Origin of the sequence: Lactiplantibacillus garii, assembly GCF_003885105.1 — a bacterium.
Classification (GTDB): Bacteria; Bacillota; Bacilli; order Lactobacillales; family Lactobacillaceae; genus Lactiplantibacillus; species Lactiplantibacillus garii.
In genome coordinates, this window is the sequence record NZ_QWZQ01000002.1 from 26624 (window position 1) to 46074 (window position 19451).

General features: G+C 52.5%; 20 protein-coding genes and 1 tRNA gene. 14 read left to right on the forward strand and 7 right to left on the reverse strand.

What is annotated here, in order from left to right; genetic code table 11:
• Positions 1 to 2 precede the first annotated feature (2 nt).
• Positions 3 to 1175 (reverse strand): serine hydrolase domain-containing protein, encoded by a 1173-nt coding sequence (locus tag D1831_RS00815; RefSeq protein WP_125070739.1) that lies wholly within the window; start codon positions 1173 to 1175, stop codon positions 3 to 5.
• A 136-nt stretch (positions 1176 to 1311) separates the two neighbouring features.
• On the opposite strand from D1831_RS00815, the gene D1831_RS00820 reads away from it, so the two are divergent.
• Entirely contained in the window at positions 1312 to 2190 is an 879-nt protein-coding gene (locus tag D1831_RS00820) for an RluA family pseudouridine synthase (protein ID WP_125070740.1), read from the forward strand.
• 56 nt (positions 2191 to 2246) lie between these two features.
• Here D1831_RS00820 and D1831_RS00825 read toward each other — a convergent pair whose 3' ends face one another.
• On the reverse strand, positions 2247 to 2573 hold the full coding sequence (locus tag D1831_RS00825; protein ID WP_125070742.1) for an ArsR/SmtB family transcription factor: 327 nt from the start codon (positions 2571 to 2573) through the stop codon (positions 2247 to 2249).
• Between the two features lie 391 nt (positions 2574 to 2964).
• Here D1831_RS00825 and D1831_RS00830 point away from each other — a divergent pair, with 391 nt between their 5' ends.
• The 9 genes from D1831_RS00830 (at position 2965) to D1831_RS00865 (ending at position 9297) form a co-directional block, all read left to right on the forward strand.
• Positions 2965 to 3729 carry a flavodoxin family protein gene (locus D1831_RS00830; RefSeq protein ID WP_125070744.1) on the forward strand — a complete coding sequence of 255 codons (765 nt, stop codon included), beginning with the start codon at positions 2965 to 2967 and terminating at the stop codon, positions 3727 to 3729.
• Positions 3730 to 3752: 23 nt separating this feature from the next.
• Positions 3753 to 3824: transfer RNA gene (locus D1831_RS00835), tRNA-Arg, on the forward strand.
• 104 nt (positions 3825 to 3928) lie between these two features.
• Positions 3929 to 4075: a hypothetical protein gene (locus D1831_RS14340; RefSeq protein ID WP_158610628.1), complete on the forward strand. Its 147-nt coding sequence runs from the start codon at positions 3929 to 3931 to the stop codon at positions 4073 to 4075.
• Positions 4076 to 4194: 119 nt separating this feature from the next.
• A complete protein-coding gene (locus tag D1831_RS00840) occupies positions 4195 to 5196 on the forward strand; it encodes a hypothetical protein (RefSeq protein WP_125070746.1) in 1002 nt (333 codons plus the stop codon).
• Positions 5197 to 5296: 100 nt separating this feature from the next.
• On the forward strand, positions 5297 to 6397 hold the full coding sequence (locus tag D1831_RS00845) for a YibE/F family protein (protein WP_125070907.1): 1101 nt from the start codon (positions 5297 to 5299) through the stop codon (positions 6395 to 6397).
• Positions 6394 to 7161 (forward strand): YibE/F family protein, encoded by a 768-nt coding sequence (locus tag D1831_RS00850; protein ID WP_125070747.1) that lies wholly within the window; start codon positions 6394 to 6396, stop codon positions 7159 to 7161. Before D1831_RS00845 ends, D1831_RS00850 begins: the two co-directional genes overlap by 4 nt.
• Positions 7162 to 7212: 51 nt before the next feature.
• Positions 7213 to 7779, forward strand: a complete 567-nt coding sequence (locus D1831_RS00855; protein WP_125070749.1) for a GNAT family N-acetyltransferase — start codon at positions 7213 to 7215, stop codon at positions 7777 to 7779.
• Between the two features lie 164 nt (positions 7780 to 7943).
• Positions 7944 to 8615 carry a histidine phosphatase family protein gene (locus tag D1831_RS00860; RefSeq protein ID WP_125070751.1) on the forward strand — a complete coding sequence of 224 codons (672 nt, stop codon included), beginning with the start codon at positions 7944 to 7946 and terminating at the stop codon, positions 8613 to 8615.
• Between the two features lie 13 nt (positions 8616 to 8628).
• Positions 8629 to 9297: a histidine phosphatase family protein gene (locus D1831_RS00865; protein WP_125070753.1), complete on the forward strand. Its 669-nt coding sequence runs from the start codon at positions 8629 to 8631 to the stop codon at positions 9295 to 9297.
• 62 nt (positions 9298 to 9359) lie between these two features.
• Here the strand turns inward: D1831_RS00865 and D1831_RS00870 are convergent, their stop codons facing one another.
• The 3 genes from D1831_RS00870 to asnB form a co-directional block, all read right to left on the reverse strand.
• Entirely contained in the window at positions 9360 to 10841 is a 1482-nt protein-coding gene (locus tag D1831_RS00870) for a UDP-N-acetylmuramoyl-L-alanyl-D-glutamate--2,6-diaminopimelate ligase (RefSeq protein WP_125070755.1), read from the reverse strand.
• Between the two features lie 255 nt (positions 10842 to 11096).
• Positions 11097 to 12302: an aspartate kinase gene (gene dapG / locus D1831_RS00875; RefSeq protein ID WP_125070756.1), complete on the reverse strand. Its 1206-nt coding sequence runs from the start codon at positions 12300 to 12302 to the stop codon at positions 11097 to 11099.
• 6 nt (positions 12303 to 12308) lie between these two features.
• Entirely contained in the window at positions 12309 to 14207 is a 1899-nt protein-coding gene (gene asnB / locus D1831_RS00880) for an asparagine synthase (glutamine-hydrolyzing) (protein WP_125070758.1), read from the reverse strand.
• A 513-nt stretch (positions 14208 to 14720) separates the two neighbouring features.
• On the opposite strand from asnB, the gene apf reads away from it, so the two are divergent.
• The 3 genes from apf (at position 14721) to D1831_RS00895 (ending at position 17852) form a co-directional block, all read left to right on the forward strand.
• Positions 14721 to 15455: an aggregation-promoting factor gene (gene apf / locus D1831_RS00885; RefSeq protein WP_125070760.1), complete on the forward strand. Its 735-nt coding sequence runs from the start codon at positions 14721 to 14723 to the stop codon at positions 15453 to 15455.
• 162 nt (positions 15456 to 15617) lie between these two features.
• A complete protein-coding gene (locus tag D1831_RS00890) occupies positions 15618 to 16466 on the forward strand; it encodes an alpha/beta hydrolase (RefSeq protein WP_125070762.1) in 849 nt (282 codons plus the stop codon).
• Between the two features lie 93 nt (positions 16467 to 16559).
• Positions 16560 to 17852, forward strand: a complete 1293-nt coding sequence (locus tag D1831_RS00895; protein WP_125070764.1) for an APC family permease — start codon at positions 16560 to 16562, stop codon at positions 17850 to 17852.
• 64 nt (positions 17853 to 17916) lie between these two features.
• On the opposite strand, the gene D1831_RS00900 is transcribed toward D1831_RS00895, so the two are convergent.
• Together D1831_RS00900 and D1831_RS00905 are read right to left on the reverse strand one after the other, a co-directional pair.
• Positions 17917 to 18243, reverse strand: coding sequence for an AzlD domain-containing protein (locus tag D1831_RS00900; RefSeq protein WP_125070765.1), 327 nt, complete (start codon positions 18241 to 18243; stop codon positions 17917 to 17919).
• The gene (locus D1831_RS00905) at positions 18240 to 18941 is read right to left on the reverse strand and encodes an AzlC family ABC transporter permease (RefSeq protein ID WP_125070767.1); all 702 of its coding nucleotides are present in this window, start codon (positions 18939 to 18941) and stop codon (positions 18240 to 18242) included. Before D1831_RS00905 ends, D1831_RS00900 begins: the two co-directional genes overlap by 4 nt.
• Before the next feature lie 179 nt (positions 18942 to 19120).
• On the opposite strand from D1831_RS00905, the gene D1831_RS00910 reads away from it, so the two are divergent.
• Positions 19121 to 19339: a MerR family transcriptional regulator gene (locus D1831_RS00910; RefSeq protein WP_125070909.1), complete on the forward strand. Its 219-nt coding sequence runs from the start codon at positions 19121 to 19123 to the stop codon at positions 19337 to 19339.
• Positions 19340 to 19451 lie beyond the last annotated feature (112 nt).

A 19451-nucleotide genomic window follows, 5' to 3' on the forward strand; every position in this document is an offset into this window, starting at 1 on the left:
CGCTATTTAGCGGAACTGGCCGCGGTTGAGGCGTCGTCGGCCTGGTTGAGCATCCCGTAAATATCTCCCGTTAAGCGGCCAAACGACGGGATGTTGTTTTGAACGTTTGCCATCAGGACGATGTAGGTTTGACCACTGGGACTGAAACTGTTGGCGACGTTCCAGCCGCTAACGATCCCGTGACTGCTGTAACTCCCGGGGTTGCAATAAAAGCCCATCCCGTACGTTGACGAGCTTCCCGGAGTCAGCATGGCTTTGCGGGCGCGTTTAGAAATCAGCTGGTTGGTCATCAGCGCGTGGTCGAAGCGGTACATATCGTCGACCGGCATGTAAAGGTTACCGACCCCGAACAGTTGTGACAAACTGCCGATTTGGGGGATCACGTAGCGGCCGTTTTTGACCTGGTAACCGGTTGAATGGTTCGGGACCGCCTTAAAGGTTTTGTAAGTTCCGGTTCCGGTCATTCCCGCGGGCGTGAAGATGTTTTTTTGTAAATATTGCATTAAGGACTGACCACTGAGCTTTTCAACCAGGTAGGCTAAAACGGTGTAGTTGCCGTCGAGGTAGTGCCACTGTCCCGGTTGGGCGTTGATCCCCTGCTTTTTGATGTCCTTAACGAGGGCGGCGGGGGTCATCACTTTACCAGTTTCGTGGTGACCGACTAACCCTGACGTATGGTTCAGTAAGTTTTTAAGCGTGATTTTGTGACCGTTCGGAAAGTTGTTCAGGTACTTGGCGACCGGATCATTGACGTTGAGCTTGCCACGGTCCTGTAACTGTAAAATGGCGGTCGCGACGATCGCCTTTTGGGCCGAACCGATATAGTAGGGCGTGGTCGTTTGGTTGGGAAGCTTGTGCTCCCGGTTGCGCTCCCCGTAAGCCTTGCGTAAGATCACCCGGTTATTGCGGACAACTAGCGCGGTTCCCGAAAAGTGACGTTCGGCGAGGTAGCGGTCGATGGTGGCGTTTCTGACCACGGTCGGGGCGGCCGGCTTAGTCTTCGTTGCTTTGGGCTGCGGCTTTTTTCGGGCAACTACGGTGGTGGACGTCGCCTTGGCCGCCGGTTTGTCGGTGTTGAAACGGTCGTTGATCATGTAAAAGAGCAGGCCCAGTCCCCCCAAGGTAACTAGGCTGATAACGAGGTAGTAAAACCCCGTGTGACGTGTGAAATGCATCAGTGAATTCCCCCAAAATCATGGCATTGTGTATCACTACTATACCATGGCTGTACACGAATAATTGTTAAGATTTAATATAGGTAAACGGGCCGGAGAACGGCGCTGAATTTGAACTTTAGAAAGGACTCGCAGCATGCAATTTGTTTGGCAACACCAGGGAACTCCGGTTTCCATGAAACGTTTTTTGACCACCCACGGGATTAGTATGCGCCTGATCAAGGCCGTCAAGCACGGTGAGGGCCAGTTCGTGGTCAATGATCAGGTCAAAGTTGGCACCATCACGGTCAACAACGGGGACGTGGCCGGCCTGCGCTTGGCAAACGAGGCGCCCGACCCGGAGATCGCCGTGAGTCACCAGCCGTTAAACGTGGTCTTTGAGGACGCAAACTGGCTCGTCGTCAATAAACCGGCGGGACTGACCAGCGTCCCGGGACCGAGTGACCGAACGGATACGCTGGTCAACCGGGTCAAGGGCTACTTATTACAAACCGGCGCGCCCAACCAGCGTCCGCACCTGATCACCCGACTCGACCGGGATACGAGCGGTTTGGTCCTGGTTGCCAAGCACCGCGTTGCCCAAAGTATTTTAGCCGACCCGCAGCTTAACGCGACCCTGCATAAAAGTTACTTAGCCTGGGTCACTGGTCAGGTACAACCGGCTGAGGGAATTATTGATCAGCCAATTGGCCGACCAACGGAAAGTCCGCGCCGGGCCGTCATGGCAACGGGGCAGCGGGCCGTGACTAAGTACCAAGTCGAAGCGTACGCCGCGGCTGAAGACGTTAGCCGGCTGCAACTCGAACTGGTGACCGGCCGGACCCACCAGATCAGGGTCCACTTAACGAGCTTAGGCCACCCGTTGTTAGGCGACCAGCTGTACGGTGGTGACCAGCAGCTGCTGACCCGGCAGGCCCTTCACGCCGCCACGTTAGAATTTTACGACCCGTTTGAACGCCAAGTTGTCCACTTTGAAGCGCCGTTACCCAATGATTTAAGTCAATTACCCGTTTAAACGGAAAAATGCCGCTGGCTTCCCAAATCGGAAACCAGTGGCATTTTAATTACGGTCTATTGACCACCCGCCGCGCTAGTATCCGCTGCGAGCGTCGCAAACGTTGCTTGTAATTGCTTTAACGGTTCGCTCAACGTGAGAAAGTAGATGTGCTCTACCCCGTTACTGCGCATGTCGATCACGCCGGCCTCCCGCATTAAGCGCAGGTGGTGTGAAACGGCGGGCCGTGAAATGTTGACCATGGCGGTAATGTCGGTCACGTTTAAGCCGTCATCACTGTTCCCCAGAGCAATGATGATTTGGCGCCGAATCTTGTCGGCAAAAATGTTGATCAAAGTGGCGCTCTTAGCGAGTGCGACTTCGGATTGTTGATAATTAGCCATATCTGACTGTGTCCTTTCAGCTTCGATTTAGAGTGACTAAGGGCCAGTTCCCCCATTGGTACGTACGCCGAATCGGCAGTTAGCCCCTCTAAGTGAACAACTACGCCATCCCGGCGTTTGCTACCCCGAAAGCAGCAATTAAAACCGGCCCGTTCGTGCGTATTAGGCCGAAACGGGTTGGTCGATTTAGAGTCTGCAAGTTGTCGAACGGACTGCACAAGCTCGGTAAACTTGTACTTACGTTTATTAAAGCAAGACCGTAAATGATTGTCAATCGTTTTTATTAAAAGTAAACATCATTAGCCACTTTAATAGTTTGTGTTCGTTTTGTATACGTATTTGAACGTAAAAGTGCGGTAAAATAAAGGTATCAAATTTAGGGGTGATAGCTGTGAAAGTTTTAGGCATTCTGGGGACGCATAATCCGGCCGGCGTCACTGGTCAAATGTTACAAGCGGTCCTAAAGGGGGCCGCGATTAGCGCGGATACTGAGTGGGTCGACCTTAACGACTACGCGTTGACGCCGGATCACGACGGATTAACTGATCCGGATTTGGATGCGTTGGAAACTAAAATGTTAGCCGCCGACGTGTGGGTGCTAGCGGCACCAACGTACTTAGGCGGTTTAGCGGGCGTCATGAAAAACTTTTTAGACTGTTTTCGCAACCGAATTGCCCGCTATAACGCGGTGGGCGAGGCGGTCCCGGACCGGTTTAAAAACAAACACTACGTCACGATTACCGATTGTTACGCTGGTGGCCTGGAAAACTACGTGACCGGGGTGACCGACGCCGCGTTTAAAACGATGGATAAGTTTTTGACGATGGGCGGTTTGATCAAGTCCCGTGAAATCGTGGTGACCGGTACTTGGGGGATGCAGACGTTATCCGCGAAAAAGCAGGCGGAGGGTGAACGGGTTGGCGCAGCGGCCGCCCACAAAGTTGAAAGGGATGATAATACCGTGAAACGTTATATTCAGCTGTTCTTTATGATTGCCGTTATGGCCCTAATCACGATGGGCATCGAAGCCGGGGTGGGCCGGTTGTTCCCGCTGACGAATTTCTGGGCCTACTACGGCGTGTTTGTTGTGATCTTTTACGTTCTGTTGGCCAGTATTTTGCACTTTTTCACCGTGGTCAAGCACCGGCGCCGCTAAAAAGTGGTAGGATTAAATTACGGGCGTCCTTAGTGTAACGGATAGCACGCGAGATTTCGGTCCTTGCGATCTCGGTTCGATTCCGAGGGGACGCATGTTTGAACTAGCCGGTACGGACCGGCTTTTTTTGTGCGTTAAATTTTGAAATTGTGACCGGGGCCGCTATACTATGTCGCAACCTGATTAGGGGGTGCTACCGGTGAAGAATTGGATTTTTGGCGTGGAATTAGTTGCACTGGCAGCCTGGATCAAGTGGGGTGCCAGTACGTGGTCTCGGGGTATTGTTGGGGTGGTTGTGATCAGCGGACTGTCACAATTGTTGCACGTTATTTTTAAAGCGCGGTAAGTCGGTACCACCCAGTTTAATCAGTCAGTTAAGACGGTCATTTGGCACGGGAAAACCGTGACGGGTGGGCCGTTTTTGTTATAATAAAGCAACGTGAAAAAAGTTTTGGAGGGATGACAATGCAGGTCGTTGGACCATTTATTGCCACGATTGGGTGGCTCGGGTTGGCGTTGATCGTTAGTGAATTGGCGGCCACCCTCATTTACGACGTGGGCCAGTGGGTCGGCTTTCGCCTCATCGGTGCACGGGTCGTCGCCATCGTGGGTTTTCGTTACCAGCTTTGTAAGGTCGACGGCCACTGGAAATTCCAGCGCCCGTTAACGGCTTACCCACACCTCGTCGCCATGCCGGCGGCTGATCCGCGCCGCTTTAACCACGCCCTGTACTGTTTTGGCGGCGGGTTATTTAACTTACTGGCCGTCGTTTTAAGCTTAGTGACGATGTTGCAATTTACGTGGAGCTTTAACTTGTGGCTGTTTATTTTTATTATCTGGGTCTGGACCAATACACTCAAAGTTGGCCAGCTATTACCGATGAACCTGCACGGGCGGGCCACCGCCGCGCGCGAGTTTCGCGCCGCCCGTGAATCGAACGCGGCGATGACCGCGGCGTACGTGACCGCCTGCGCGCAAGCGTTAAAAATGCAGACCGGCAGCGTGGCCGGCTTGGACGCCAACATGATCGTGATGCCCCGCCACGGTGGTAACCAGAATTACTTGGTGGTTCGGCAGGCCTTCTTGATTTTAGAGTGGGGCTTACAGCACGGGTTAACGACCCCCGACCTCTTGGCGGGACTGAGCCGCTTGGAACCGAGTTTCAACACGCTGCCCCCGGCCGACTTGGCCCGCTACATGACGGCGACGTTGTATTGGAACCTGTACAGTGAACACCCGGCACCCCAAATCATCGGCTGGGCGCAGGACACCGGTGTGCAACAATTACTAAAACGTTACGAACCGCTCGCCAACTTTAAGTTGCGGGCCGTTTATGAATGGCAAGTCAACCAACAGCCGCAACGGGCCCTAGAATTGATTGCGACCGGGATGAAGTACGCCCGGCGGAGCAACGCGACCGCGGAGTTAGTTTGGTTAAAAGCCTTAAAGGTGCGCGTAGAAACTTAGTTTCTGGTAAAGAATCGGCGTTTAACCCGTTGACCGGGTCACCAAAGTGCTAAGCTAAAGTTAGTTTAGAACGAAAAAGGGTGAAATTTTGAAACAGCGGATGCAACAACACTGGGGGCTTTGGCTAACGTTGGCGGTCGTTTTACTGGGCCTGATTGGGGTCGGACTGACCCGCGTAAACGCCGGGCTTTACCGGCAAACCGTCGCGCAGGTGACCCACGTTTCGGCCGTTAGTCACACGGCGACGAGTGATGAATTTGAAAACAAGGACGTTAACGACGTTCAAATGGTAACGGTGCGAATCTTAAACCACCAGCACCGGGGGCAAACTTACCAAATTAAAAATAACTATACCCAGTCGGGCGCGATGGACCAAGCCTACCACCGCGGCAACCAGGTCTTCGTCCGGATTCCGGCGGACCGCCACAGCACGGTCACGATTCAGGGGCTCAAACGCGACACCGCGCTGGCCTTCGTGGCCTGGTTAGCCATCGCGCTGCTGCTGCTGATCATGCGCTTTAACGGCTTAATGGCGCTTTTGAGCGTAGCCTTGAACGCGGTCCTGTTTTACGGGGCAATTCAAGTTGACCTAGCTACTAACGGCGGGCACGTTTACACGCTGTTCGGGGTGTTAGCGGTGATTTTTGCCGCGTTAACGCTCTGGTTAGTGTTGGGCTGGGGCCGGCAAATGCTGGTGACCTTTGGCGCGACGCTGGTTGGAACCGGCTTGGCGGTGATCATTAGTTTGACCGTGTTTGCGGTGACCCACGAACGCGGCGTGACCTACGAGTCGATGCAGTACGTGACCCAGGTCCCGCGGCCGTTGTTCTTAGTGGAAACGGTCTTAGGCTCACTGGGAGCGGTCATGGACGAGTCGACCGACATCGTGGCGTCGCTTTTTCAGTTAAAGACCGAGCGCCCGGACATCGCGGCTAATCAGGTTTTTAAATCCGGACTTCAGATTGGGCACTCCATCATGGGTCCCCTGATCAACGTGTTGTTCCTGATCTTCATGGCCGATACCTTCGCAATGACGCTGCTATACTTACGCAATGGCAATAACTGGGGCTACACCTTCACGATGAACATGTCGCTCGGGATGGTTCAAAGCCTGATTTCCGGGATTGGCATCGTGTTGGCCATTCCGGTCGCGAGCTGGTTAGCGAGTCGCTTAATGCCCGGGGAGGTGTCAACACGATGAATACCATTACGGTTTTAGGGGCAATCCTCTTTATTTTAATGACGGTTATCGGTGGCAAAACCGGGGCGACCGCCTTTCTTAGTTTGATTTTTAACTTTGGCCTGCTGTTTTTAGCGGTCGTTTTAATTTCGTGGGGCTTTCCCGCGATGGGCGTCTCACTAGTTATCGGGACGATCATCTTAGCGTTTACGATCTTTTTTGGTGAGGATAACGAGTTGGCGGCCAAAACCGCCTACGTCGCGGCACTGATTGTGATGGTCGTTTTGATTCTCATTATTTTTCCGGTCGAACACTGGATCATGGCGCAGGGCTTCAGCCTGGAAGACAGTGAGGACCTTGAAGGCATGTCTTTGACCATCGGCGTTTCGTTCGTTGGCGTGGCGGTGACCGAGGCCATCCTCAGTACGCTGGGGGCGATTGCCGAGGCTAGCATTGCCATTGCGGCCGGTCTCAGTGAGATCATTGAGCAGCACCCGCAGGTCACGACTAAACGCCTGTACGTCGACGGCATCAGTATTGGCAAACAAATCATTGGTACGACCTTTAACACCCTGTTTTTCGGTTTCTTCGGCGGCTTTTTAGCGCTGTTTATCTGGTTTTCGGGGTTGCACTACTCGTTTGGCAGCGTCATTAATAATAAGATCTTCGTGGCGGAAGTGATCATGGTCCTGTTTTCACTGATTGGGGTCATTTTGACGGTACCGGTCACGACCTGGGTCATGACGCTGGAGCACCGGCGCGGTCAGTCTAAGCTTAAAGATTGACGGTCAATGGTGAAATTTGGTACGGTGGGAAAAATTACGGGAGGTTTTGATATGCAGATTCGAAAGGCACAACCGCAAGACGGGGCTAAAATCGCGGCGCTGATCGCCATGATTTACCGCGACATGGAAATGCCGGTGTTAAAAAACGTTAGTGAGACCGACTTGCAGGATATGTTGACGAAGCTCTATTCGTTACCGGAAAACCTGGACGGCCTGGCCCAAACCTTTGTGGCGACGTTACACGATCAGGTCGTGGGCGTGGCGTTCGGGCACCCGGCCGCAAACGAAGTGGCGGTCAACGACTTGTTAAAACGGGTCTCGGGTGAACACGCCGGCTTTGACGCGCCGCTGGAACTGGGCGGCGAGGCCCGTCCCGGTGAGTGGTACTTGAGTATGCTGGCGGTTGACCCGCAAACTCAGGGCCACGGTGTGGGGAGTCGGTTATTAGAAGCCCTGCCGCAACTCGTGCGGGGTCTAGGCCGACAACTGAGCCTCAACGTAGACGATGGGAATCCCCGCGCGGCTAAGTTATACCACCGCCAGGGTTTTACGGTCGACGGCCAGCTGATGATTGGCGTGCACCCGTACGAACACATGGTAAAACCGCTTAAAGTTTAAACAAACGATTATTCAAGCGTCGTCCGCGTTAACTCCGTTCGAGTTACCGGCCGGCGCTTTAATGTAACGACCAAAATTAGGAACTTTTGTAAGCGGATGCTTTATCAATTTGACTAACACGGGTAAAATGGAGAAAGAATGATTGTAGGAAGGATCTTAGACCCATGCAAATTTATTTTGTCCGGCACGGCCGGACCCAGTTTAACTTGGAACACCGTTTTCAGGGCGGCCGTTCCGACTCGCCGTTACTCCCGGATGGGATTGCGGGCGCTCAGGCAGCCGGCCGGTACTTAGCCGCCACCCAGTTTGCCCGGGTTTACAGTAGTCCGCAGCAACGTGCTTTAGACACTGCGAAGTACGTGGTCGCGGAAAATCAGTGGCAGCCGACCGTTACCGTCGAACCCGGCTTTCAGGAGTTTGACTTTGGCAGCTGGGACGGGCAAAAAGAAGCCGAAGTTCGGCCGCGGGCGTACGCCCAGGTGCTGTTAAATCAGCCGGGAGATTACGATCCTAAACGGGCCGGTGGCGGTGAAAGCTACGCAACCTTCGTTGCCCGGACAACCGCGGCGGTGCGTAAAGTCGTGGCCGCGGCCGGGGTCGCGAACCCGTTGCCCGTTTTAGTGGTCGCGCACGGGTTAGTGACCACCATGACCGTTAAGACCTTACTCGGCGTACCGGTGGCTAAGTTGCGGGCCCCCATGGTCGTTAACGGGCGCACCCTCAAAACGGTGGGCAACGGCATCGTTGATAACGATAGTCTAACGGTCATTGAGACCGATGATAACCAAAACTTTACGTTAAAGAAGTGGAACGACACGCATTTTCTTGGGGACTGAAGGGAGCAGCGCCATGGAGATCTATTTTATTCGTCACGGCCAAACACAGTACAACCTTGAACAGCGGTTTCAGGGGGGTGGTTGTGATTCGCCACTGCTGGCTAGCGGGGTGACCGGAGCCAAGCAGGCGGGCGCGTACTTAAAGGATACTCGCTTTGCCAAAGTCTACAGTAGTCCGCAGTTGCGGGCCCTAAACACTGCTAAGTACGTGGTGGCGCCCAACCGCTGGCAACCGGCGATTACGCTCGATTCACGTTTTAAAGAAATGGATTTTGGTCGCTGGGAAGGGCAAATCGAAAGGACTGCCGAACCGCGTGACCAGTACGATCTCTGCGTTGAGCGGCCCGAAAAGTACCAACCGGAACTGGCGGCTGGTGGGGAAAGTTACCCCGAATTTTTGGAACGGGTCACCGCGGCCGTGTACGACGCGGTCGCAACGGTCGGGTTGGACTGCCCGCTGCCACTGCTGATCGTTTCCCACGGGTTGACCACGACATTTGGGATCAAGGCGTTAATGAACGTTCCTATCAAGGATTTACGCAAGCCGTTTGTGGTCAATGGTCAGGCGTTAAACGCGAACGGTGCCGGCATTGTTGACAACGATAGTTTGACGGTGCTGGAAACCCACGATAACCAAACGTTTACCATCAAGCGCTGGAATGAAACCAGCTATTTACATTAAGAACAGTGTACGCAAAAGGTGCTTACCCGGAAATGAAATTTTCCGGATAAGCACCTTTTTAATTAATCGATAGTCGATTTTTTAGCGAGGGCCTTGGCCGCTTCTTCGTAGTCGTCGAAGTGGTGCTTGGTCCGGCCGATGATCTGGTAATCTTCGTGCCCCTTACCAGCTATTAAAACGACGTCACCGGGTTGCGCGGCTTCAATCGCCTTGGCAATGGCCACGTGGCGGTCTTCGTAAACCGGTACCCCGGCGTCGGGCACGCCGGCGACCATGTCGTTCAAGATGGCCGTGGGGTTTTCAGTCCGCGGGTTATCGGAAGTAAAGATGGGTTTGGTGCTGCGTTGAACGGCAATTTTAGCCATTTTCGGCCGCTTGCCCTTATCACGGTCACCACCACAACCGACCACGCAGTAGATGTCCTTTTTAGCGAAGTCCTGAATAGTTTCCAGGGCGTTCAGCAGGCCGTCGGGTGTGTGGGAGTAGTCCACGATAACGCTGACACCGGTGTGGGAAGGCACGGCTTGGAAACGGCCCTTCACGCCGGTGACCTTTTCCAGCGAGGCGATGATCTGTTCTTCGGGAATCCCGCTAGCGTAAGCGGCAGCGAAGGCGGCCAGCATGTTGTACACGTTAAATTGACCAATCAGTTTCATCGTCACGTGGGTCACGTGACCAAAGACGGAGAGGTCAAACTCGGTCCCGTGGCTCTTGATCTGAACGTTTTGGGCGTTGATCATCGCGTCCGGCTTTAAGCCGAACGTCAACACGTGAGCGGCGGTGTACTGTTCAAATTCCCGGCCGACCGGGTCGTCGGTGTTTAAAACGGCGACTTTGCGGGTACCGCTCGCGCCGTACTTGTTACCGAGCTGGGCGAACAGCATGGCCTTAGCTTCCGAGTACTTTTCCATCGTTTTATGGAAATCCAAGTGGTCCTGCGTCAGGTTAGTGAACACGGCAATGTCGTAGTCAATGCCCCAAACCCGGCCAAGGACTAACGCAATCGAGGAAACTTCCATCGCCACGGTTTCGACACCGGCATCGCGCATCGCGGCCAGCGTCCGTTGGGTCGTAATGGCGTCGGGGGTCGTGTTAGCGGTTGGCAGTTTTTCGTCCTTGATCTTGCGGTACATCGTCCCAATCAAACCGGTGGCCTGTTGTTGGTCGCGGTAAATTTGTTCGATCAAGTGAGTCACGGTCGTTTTACCGTTGGTCCCGGTAACCCCGATCATCCGCATTTTTTGGCTGGGCGCGTCGTAAAAGACGTCGGCGAGGATCGCCATGGCGCGTTCCGTATTTTGAACGTAGATCACCGGAACGTTAACGTCGAGCGGTTTTTGGGCAACCAGGATTTTGGCCCCCTTGTCAACGGCTTGACCGGCTAAGTCGTGACCGTCGACGTGGTAGCCGTCCACACAGATGAACATGGCGCCCGGCTTGATTTCGCGGGTGTCCTGCGTCAGCATGGTGACGTCAAAGTCGGTGGTTAAGGCCGGCTTGACCTGTTTAAATTTTAAACTATTAATTAATACGCTTGCTTTCATTTTTAGTTACGTCCTTTTCAATAGAATCCGTCAATAACTGTTACTAGAATACATGCAAATTCACGAATTGTCGAGGTGGGGCGGGGCAACTTGTGTTGAGTTCAGTTTACCCTTAACGGTCGCGGCGTGACGCTGAAAAACACGCCTCTGAAACCCTAAGCGGCTAAAAAGGGCCGTTCTTAAAGCAATTGAACTTTCATCGCTTACATAAAAACGGGCAACCCGTAGCGGGCTACCCGTTTTATGACAACGTCATTATTTTTCAACGCCTAAGAACTCGTCGTGTAACGCGTTCATGGCGGGTTTTAAATCGGCTTCCTTAACTAGCACCCAAATGGTGGTGTAGCTGTCGGTTGATTGCAAAATGTCAATGTGTTGGGCACTGAGCGCCGTTACGATCCGAGCGGTCACACCGGGCGTCCCGGTAATACCGGCCCCAACCACGGAGACCTTGGCACAGTGACTAATCGCCTGACAATCTACGTGGGCCTTGGTTAACAGGTCCTTGGCTACCGCGGCGTCACCGTCAACTAAGTTAAAGACGACCTGGTCCTGAGTAATGTTGATAAAGTCAACGCTTAACCCGTGTTGAGCCATCAACTGGAAGATCTCACTGGAACTCAGGCGCGTGGTCGGCACGGTAAACTGGGTCAAATCAGTTTGGTGCGCGATCCCGGTGACCGTCCGGTAGTGTTCGATCTGGTTACTAGTCCGGTCACAAACCAGCGTCCCGAGTTCGTCCGGTTCCTGATAAGTGGAGCGGATGCGCATGGGAACGTGGGCCTGTTCGGCAATTTCAACGGCGCGCGGGTGAATCACCTTGGCGCCTTCGTGAGCCATGTTTGCTAATTCTTCGTAGCTGATGCTCTTGATGAAGCGCGCGTGGGTCACAAGCCGCGGATCGGCGGTCATCATGCCGTTGACGTCGGTGAAAATATCCACCCGTTTGGCGTGCAGGACCGCACCAAGAATGGCGGCGGAAGTATCGGAACCCCCGCGACCAATCGTCGTAATGTGGCCACTCTCAGTCGCGCCTTGAAAACCGGTCACGACGACCACGTCGTTATCAACGAAGGCGTCCTTAATGGGCTTCGGGTCGACCCGGAGAATCTTGGCGTTTTGGTAATCGTCGTTCGTGACGATCCCGGCGTCGTGGCCGGTCATCGCCGTGACGTTTAGACCCTGTTCACGGGCGAGCTCGGTAAAGACCGCCGTAGAAATGGTCTCACCAACGGAAACTAACATGTCGAGTTCCCGGTCGGTCAAACGGGACTGTTCGGCCCCAACTAATCCTAATAGGGAGTCGGTGGCGTAGGGCGCGCCCTTACGACCAATCGCCGAAACCACGACGATGACTTTATCGCCCTGGTCGACCGCGTATTGAACGTGCTTTAAAGCTTGTTTACGGGCAGCCACGTCCTTTACGGAAGTGCCGCCAAATTTTTCAACGATAATTTCCATGGGATACTATTCCTCAACTGTGGCTGCGTGGGCGTTGGCTTCCGGACTATCCATTAAGTGGTCGCTTTCGACGTAGATCTTGTGCCACATCATGAACGTTAAAACGGTCCAGAGTTTCCGGGAATTATCCCGTACGCCGGCTTTGTGGTCGTCCAATAACTTCAGGAAGTAGTCCTTATTGAAGTACTGGTCGGTTTGCGAGTCGTTGATGATCTGCTTGGCCCAGTCGTACATTTCGTCTTTCAGCCAGAAGCGAATTGGTACCGGGAAGCCCAACTTCTTACGGTGTAAAACGTGGGCGGGCACGATGTCTTCAACGGCCTTGCGTAAAATGTACTTCGTGGTGCCGTGACTGATCCGCAGGTCGGCCGGAATTTCGGCGGCTAAGTTGTAAACTTCGCGGTCCACAAACGGGGTCCGCAGTTCCAAACTGTGTGCCATGGTCGTCCGGTCGGCGTTGTGCAACAGGTCGCCGTTTAACCAGGTGTGCATGTCAATAAACTGCATCCGGCTGATGGGATCGTAGTCGACCGATTCATCGTAGAACGGTTGGGTGATCGACTGGAACGGGTGGTTGCGGTTATAGTCTTTAATGAAGGCTTGTTTTTCCTGTTCGCCAAAAATAAAGGCGTTCCCCACGTAGCGGTTCTCGAGCGGCGTAGTCCCCCGCAACAAGAACGAGCGGCCGCGCATTCCTTCCGGCATCATGGTGGCGATCCGTTTCAACGCGCCGTTGATCGGCTTGGTGTAACGGAACGGCTTCAACGATTCCGGTTCGTGGTAAATGGTGTAGCCACCGAAGAGTTCGTCGGCGCCTTCACCGGTCAAGGCCACTTTCACGTGTTTAACGGCTTCCTTAGCCAAGAAGTACTGCGGCACGGCCGCCGGGTCAGCCAACGGATCGTCCATGCTCCAAACGAAGTGCGGGAAGGCCTTCATGAAGGCTTCCGGCGTGATCGTCATACTGAAGTTTTCCACGCCGAGTTTTTCGGCGGTTTCTTGGGCCACGTCTAGTTCGCTGTAACCTTCACGTTCAAAGCCAACCGAAATGGTTTGCAAGTTCGGGTTAAAGTTTTTGGCAATGGCCACAATAATGGAAGAATCGATCCCGCCAGACAGGAAGGAACCGACCGGCACGTCGGAACGCATGTGAATCTTGACCGAGTCGATCAGCGCGTCCTTGATCTTTTGAGCGTACTCGTCTTCGGAACGCTTGACCGGGTGGAATTCACGGTGGTAGTAACGTTCGATCCGCGGTGCGCTGCCTAATTTCTTAGTTAACGAACAACCGGGTTCGAGCATTTTAATTTGTTTAGTCAACGTTTCCGGTTCGGGGACGAACTGGAAGGTCATGTAGTCTTGCAGGGCGTTTTTATCAAACGTCTTATCCTTTAAGATCTTGTAAATGGCCTTACTTTCGGAAGCGTAGTAAAAATCATCGCCGGAAATGGCGTAGTAAAACGGCTTGATCCCGAATTGGTCCCGGGCCGCAAACAGGGTCTTTTCCTGTTTATCCCAAATGACAAAGGCAAACATTCCCCGTAAGTACTTCGTGGCGTTTTCCTTGTATTTGGCATACATGCCAAGAATAACTTCGGAGTCGGAGTTGGTTTTGAATTCATAACCTTCTTGTTTTAATTGCGCCCGCAATTCAACGTAGTTATAAATTTCCCCATTAAATGTCATCCAGTAACGTTCGTTATCGTAAGACAATGGTTGGTGCCCGCCGGCCAAGTCAATGATACTTAAACGCCGAAACCCCATGGTGATGTTGTCGTCGGCAAAGTAACCATCGTCATCGGGACCCCGGTGGACAATCATCTTTGTCATTTCGTGGATGGTCTGATCGTAAGCGGCGTTATCCGTCTTCGTCCGATCAGTTAAGCAACCAGCAAAACCGCACATGTATGTTCATCTCTCAATCTTTTAAGTTTGAATGGTTAAAATAGTTATCAATAGTAGATTCGGTGGTTCGCCGTTAATTAAACCCGTTTTTAAGTGCACCGTAAAGGTTATCGAAAAATTATAACGGATTCTTAGCGAATTCATTGCGTTTAAACGACTAAACGGTGGACTTAACGGCCGCTGAATATACTTTCATCATTATACTTGCTTTAAGGCATAAGATAAAGCCACGAGCGTTAATTTAGAGCGGTTTCACGGGAATTTAATTTTAATTAACGAGTTGGGTTTAAATTAACTTACCCAACCAATACCGGCTTTAATATTACAAAATATTACAAAAAGCCCGCTTTATTACAAAAAACGGCCGAAATAGTAATCAAGCTGCTATTGGGCTGTTACATTCAGCCGGTATACTAATCCCTGTTGTTAAGTACGACAGCCCACGGGGAACATTAACGGGTGAAGTGCTGAAGGTTACTCATACAAAAATCACAGGAGTGAAGAATTTAAATTATGAAGATCAAGAGTTTATTATTATCAACTGCCGCCGCAGCAAGTCTGTTTGTTTTAGGGGCAACCGCTGCAAATGCCGACACCGTCACGGTTAAAGCTGGCGACACGGTAAGTGCCCTTGCTGAAACTCATAACACGACGATTTCTGCCATTGAATCAGCTAACTCATTAAAAAACGTTAACTTAATTTACGTTGGCCAACAGTTAGAGATCAACGGCGCAACCACGCCAACTTCAACGACTGCTGTTCAAGCACAATCCGCAGCACCACAATCCGCAGCACCGCAATCAGCGGCTGCTAGCCAAGCGCCAGTGCAATCCGCAGCGCCACAATCAGCTGCTAGCCAAGCACCGGTCCAATCGGCCGCACCACAATCCACAGCGCCGGTTCAAAGCCAAGCACCCGCATCCGCTGCCAGTGCCGCTTCCCAAGCACCGGTTCAATCCGCTGCTAGTCAGGCACCCGCACAATCCGCCGCTCCTGCTAGCCAAGCTGCCAGCACGACGAACTCCAGCGATAGCGCCGCTAAAGCTTGGATCGCCAACAAAGAATCCGGTGGCTCATACTCAGCCCGGAATGGTCAGTACATCGGTAAGTACCAATTAAGTTCATCATACTTGAACGGTGACTACTCCGCTGCTAACCAAGAACGCGTTGCCGAAAACTACGTTTCAAGCCGTTACGGTTCATGGGCTGCAGCCCAAAGCTTCTGGCAAGCAAACGGCTGGTACTAAAATTCTAGCCTAACCTAACTTAAATTTAAATTTGAACCACCAGTCGATTCGCGACTGGTGGTTTTTTTCTTCTATATATATGAAATAGTTGTCATTGGGGCTTGCCCTCGACCTACTCGAAGCCGGTATACTGGGCAGTAGCTAAAGGGGGATGATTGCATCATGAAAAAATTGAGGTTGGGGTTAATTAGCTTAATCGTGCTCCTGGCCGCAGGAGTAAGTGGTTGTGGTCGGAAGCAGGTGATGGGAAAATTCGTGCATGCTAGCGCACCAACGTTCTTTTTCCACGGTGGCGGCAGTAGTTACCACGCCGAAGAACACATGGTGGCCGCGGCTAAAAAGGCCGGCGCAACCAATACGGTTATCCGGGCGATGGTTGCTAAGGACGGGACGGTCAAACTAGTGGGTCAACTAAAAAAGGGTGCCGTTAACCCGATCGTGGAGGTTAACTACGCTGATAACCGTGAATTAAATTTTGCTAACCACGGGCAGTGGGCCAAAAACGTGGTGGTGGCCGTCCGAAAACAGTACCGCTTTACGTCCTTTAACATGGTCGGGCATTCTTTAGGAAATATTTCACTGATCTACTACTCGCTGCAAAATAGCCAAAACACTAAGTTACCGAAACTGCGCAAACAAGTTGACATTGCGGGGCACTTTGCGGGGCTGGACTTTAAAGGCGTCCCCGCGAGCGTTAAACAGCCGGCCGGACTTAAGTTGGGCACTAATGGCAAGCCCAATAAAATGAACGCAACGTATCAGCAGATGACTAAGTTACGCCGGGTTTTACCGAATCGGCAGGTTGCCGTTTTGAACTTGTACGGCAACGTTGGCGGCCACACCGATGGGACGGTGCCGAACGTCTCGTCGTTAGCGCTAAAGTACCTCGTGGCACCCCGAGCTCGATCTTATCAGGAAAAGGAGTTTACGGGTAAGCTGGCGCGGCACAGCAAACTCCATGAAAATCCGCAGGTGGATCAAGCGTTAATTAAATTTTTATGGCAAAAGTAAACCAAAATTAGTGGGCCGGTGGGATGAAAGCCGGTCAGTTTGCCAGCTGGACCAAGTTCGTTAATAATGGAAAGGGCATCAAAGAAGGGTGAGATGATTGTGAAAGCCAAGTTTGGCATGTGGAGTGTAATTCTACTAGGCATCAATTCGATAATCGGTTCGGGAATCTTTTTGTTACCCGGCCAAGCCGAAAGTCTGATTGGTCCCGCCAGTATTTTAGTGTTTGTGTTTGATATGTTATTAATTATCTCGATTGCGTTGTGCTACGCGGAAGACGCGACTTACTTTAAAGATAACGGTGGGCCGTACCTCTACGCTAAGGCCGCGTTCGGGGACTTCGTGGGTTACGAAGTCGGGTTCAGTGTCTGGGCCATCAGCATCATTGCGTGGGCGACGATGTCCACGGCCTTTACGACCGCGCTGGGCGCCATTTTTCCGGTGTTGCAACAACCGTTGTGGAAGGACGTGACGATTTTTGCACTGCTGGGAACGCTCACGCTGATCAATATTTCGGGGGTCACGCTGACCAAGCTCGTCAATAACGTTGTGACGATTGCCAAACTCGTTCCGTTGGTCCTGTTCGTGGTGGTCGGGCTATTCTTTATTAACGGCGCGCACTTTACGCCGTTCGTGGTGACGACGACTAACTTTAACAGCGCCTTTGGATCGGCGGCCATCTTGATTTTTTACGCCTTTACCGGCTTTGAAGCGATTGCAATTGCCGCGCAGGAGTTCCGGAACCCGCAACGCACGATCCCGCTGGCCATCGTGGTCGTTTTAAGCGTGGTTGCGTTACTGTACATTTTGATTCAGGTGGTTTCCATCGGGGTGTTGGGTGGCAGTTTGGCCGGTAACACCGCGCCAATTCAAGACGGCCTGGAAAAGATGGTGGGTCCCGTGGGTAAAACCATCGTGGCGATCGGCACCATTATTTCGATTCTGGGCATCGCGACCGCTCAGTCGTTTTACTTGCCGCGAATCGGGTCGTCGATGGCTGATAACGACGTCATGCCTAAAATCGTGGGCTACCGCAATCGCCGCGGCGTACCGGCCGTTGCGATGGTGATCTCGTTTCTGATTGCCTTCCCACTAGCGATTTCCGGTACCTTTCAAACCCTGGCCGCCATTTCGGTGGTGTCCCGCTTTGCCCAGTACATCCCGACGATCCTGGCCGTCCTGGTATTTCGACGTCGGGGACTGGCCGCGGGTGGCAGCCATTTCCGGGTCCCGTTTGGACCAGTGCTACCGGTCGTTGCCGTCCTGGTCAGTCTGTGGTTGTTATCCAAGGCGTCCGGTTTTCAGCTCGTGATGGGGTTAGGCTGCCTAGTCGTTGCCGTTCCCTTCTATTTTCTTAACCGGCACTTTAATCGCGCCACCGATCGTTAACCAAACTAAAAAAGCTGATTTCAGGCATCATGACGTGCCGTGAAACCAGCTTTTTTAGTGAAGTTTAGGCCCAACCGACCAACCGTAAAACGGCCATGGCGACCACGCCGGTAATGACGACGGCCAGCAGGCTCTTGGTTAAGATCCCGGCGAGAATCGCGGGCAGGGACGCGTAAACGTTGGGTAAATTGACCCCCGGCCAGTGGCCCGCGTGGTACGTCAGTAAACTTTCCACGAAAATGGCGGTCATGATGGCTACCGGGACGAACGACAGAAAGCTGATCAGCCAGCGCGGGACCGTGACGTTTTTGATCACGGCAAACGGGATGACCCGGGATAACCAGGTCACCAGACCGCACAGTAAAATGGTCACGAAAATATAAGGACTCACTTAGGACTCACCGCCATTCCGAAACCGCAACCGAGCAAAGTGGCAATCAGCAGCGCAACGTTGCCCGGGAAAAACCGCATTAAAATATACATTGCCACGGCCACGAACAGCACCACCCATAACTGCGTTAGCAACGGTTTACTGCGGTCGGTGATCATTTGCAAGTAGAGTAACCCGATAAACATGCCGACCACCGCAAAGTCGAGGCCGAACTGATCGGGGTCGGTGATCAGGTTACCCAGTAGGCAGCCCACCACCGTGGCGGCGGCCCACACCAGGTAGGCGACCACGTTAGCCGCGTGCAGCCAGGTTGGTCGCAATTTTTGACCGGTCTGGTTCAGCTTATTCATGCTCAGCGCGAAGGTTTCGTCCGTTAGCAGTGAGCCGAGGGCGATATTTTGGCCTAAACTATCCTTTTTAAAGTACTGGGCGATTGACAGGCTCATGAGAATCATCCGCGAATTAATGAGAAACGTTGAGAGTACGATGGCCGAAACCGGACTGCCTGCTAACACCATGCTGATGATGATAAATTGCGCGGAACCGGCGTAAACAATCAGGGACATCAATAGGACGGCTAACACGGAAAGGTGGCTGGTGTTAGCCACGATGACCATTGCCAGGCCCACGCCAACGTAGCCAAAAACGGTTGGTACGACGTCTTTGAGGCCACTTTTAAAAGTTAAACTGGAATCCATAGGTCCGCCCCCCGACGAAAAAAATTTGATAAATTATAGTGTACGCCTTTTGGTGAAAATAATGAAGAAGATTTTCATCGAAATTTAATCTCAGCGTCACGAAATTGTCGCTTGCATTTCAAACGGTGGGGGCGTAACATAAGCTCATTGATTTTTTGAAAGGACAAATGGTGAGCAAAATGACTCTGGAACAATTAGCAGCCCAAAGCGGGGTCGCTGCTGATAAAATCGTTACTTATACGCAGGCGGGTTTACTGCCTTGTAAAGACGCGCACGCTAACTTTAGCGCTGACGATCAATATTGGCTGGATATGGTCAATTGCTTCTTAGAAAATGGCTCCTCCGTTGAGGACTTAAAAGATTTGATGCCGCTGTGTGAACAGTGCGCGACAAACTAATTTAAATAACCAAATGTCAAGGGGACCGGTTGAAACGCAATTTCAGCCGGTCCCCTTGACGGTAAAAATGCGTTCACCAGAGTAGCCCTGGTGAACGCATTTTTTAAAACTT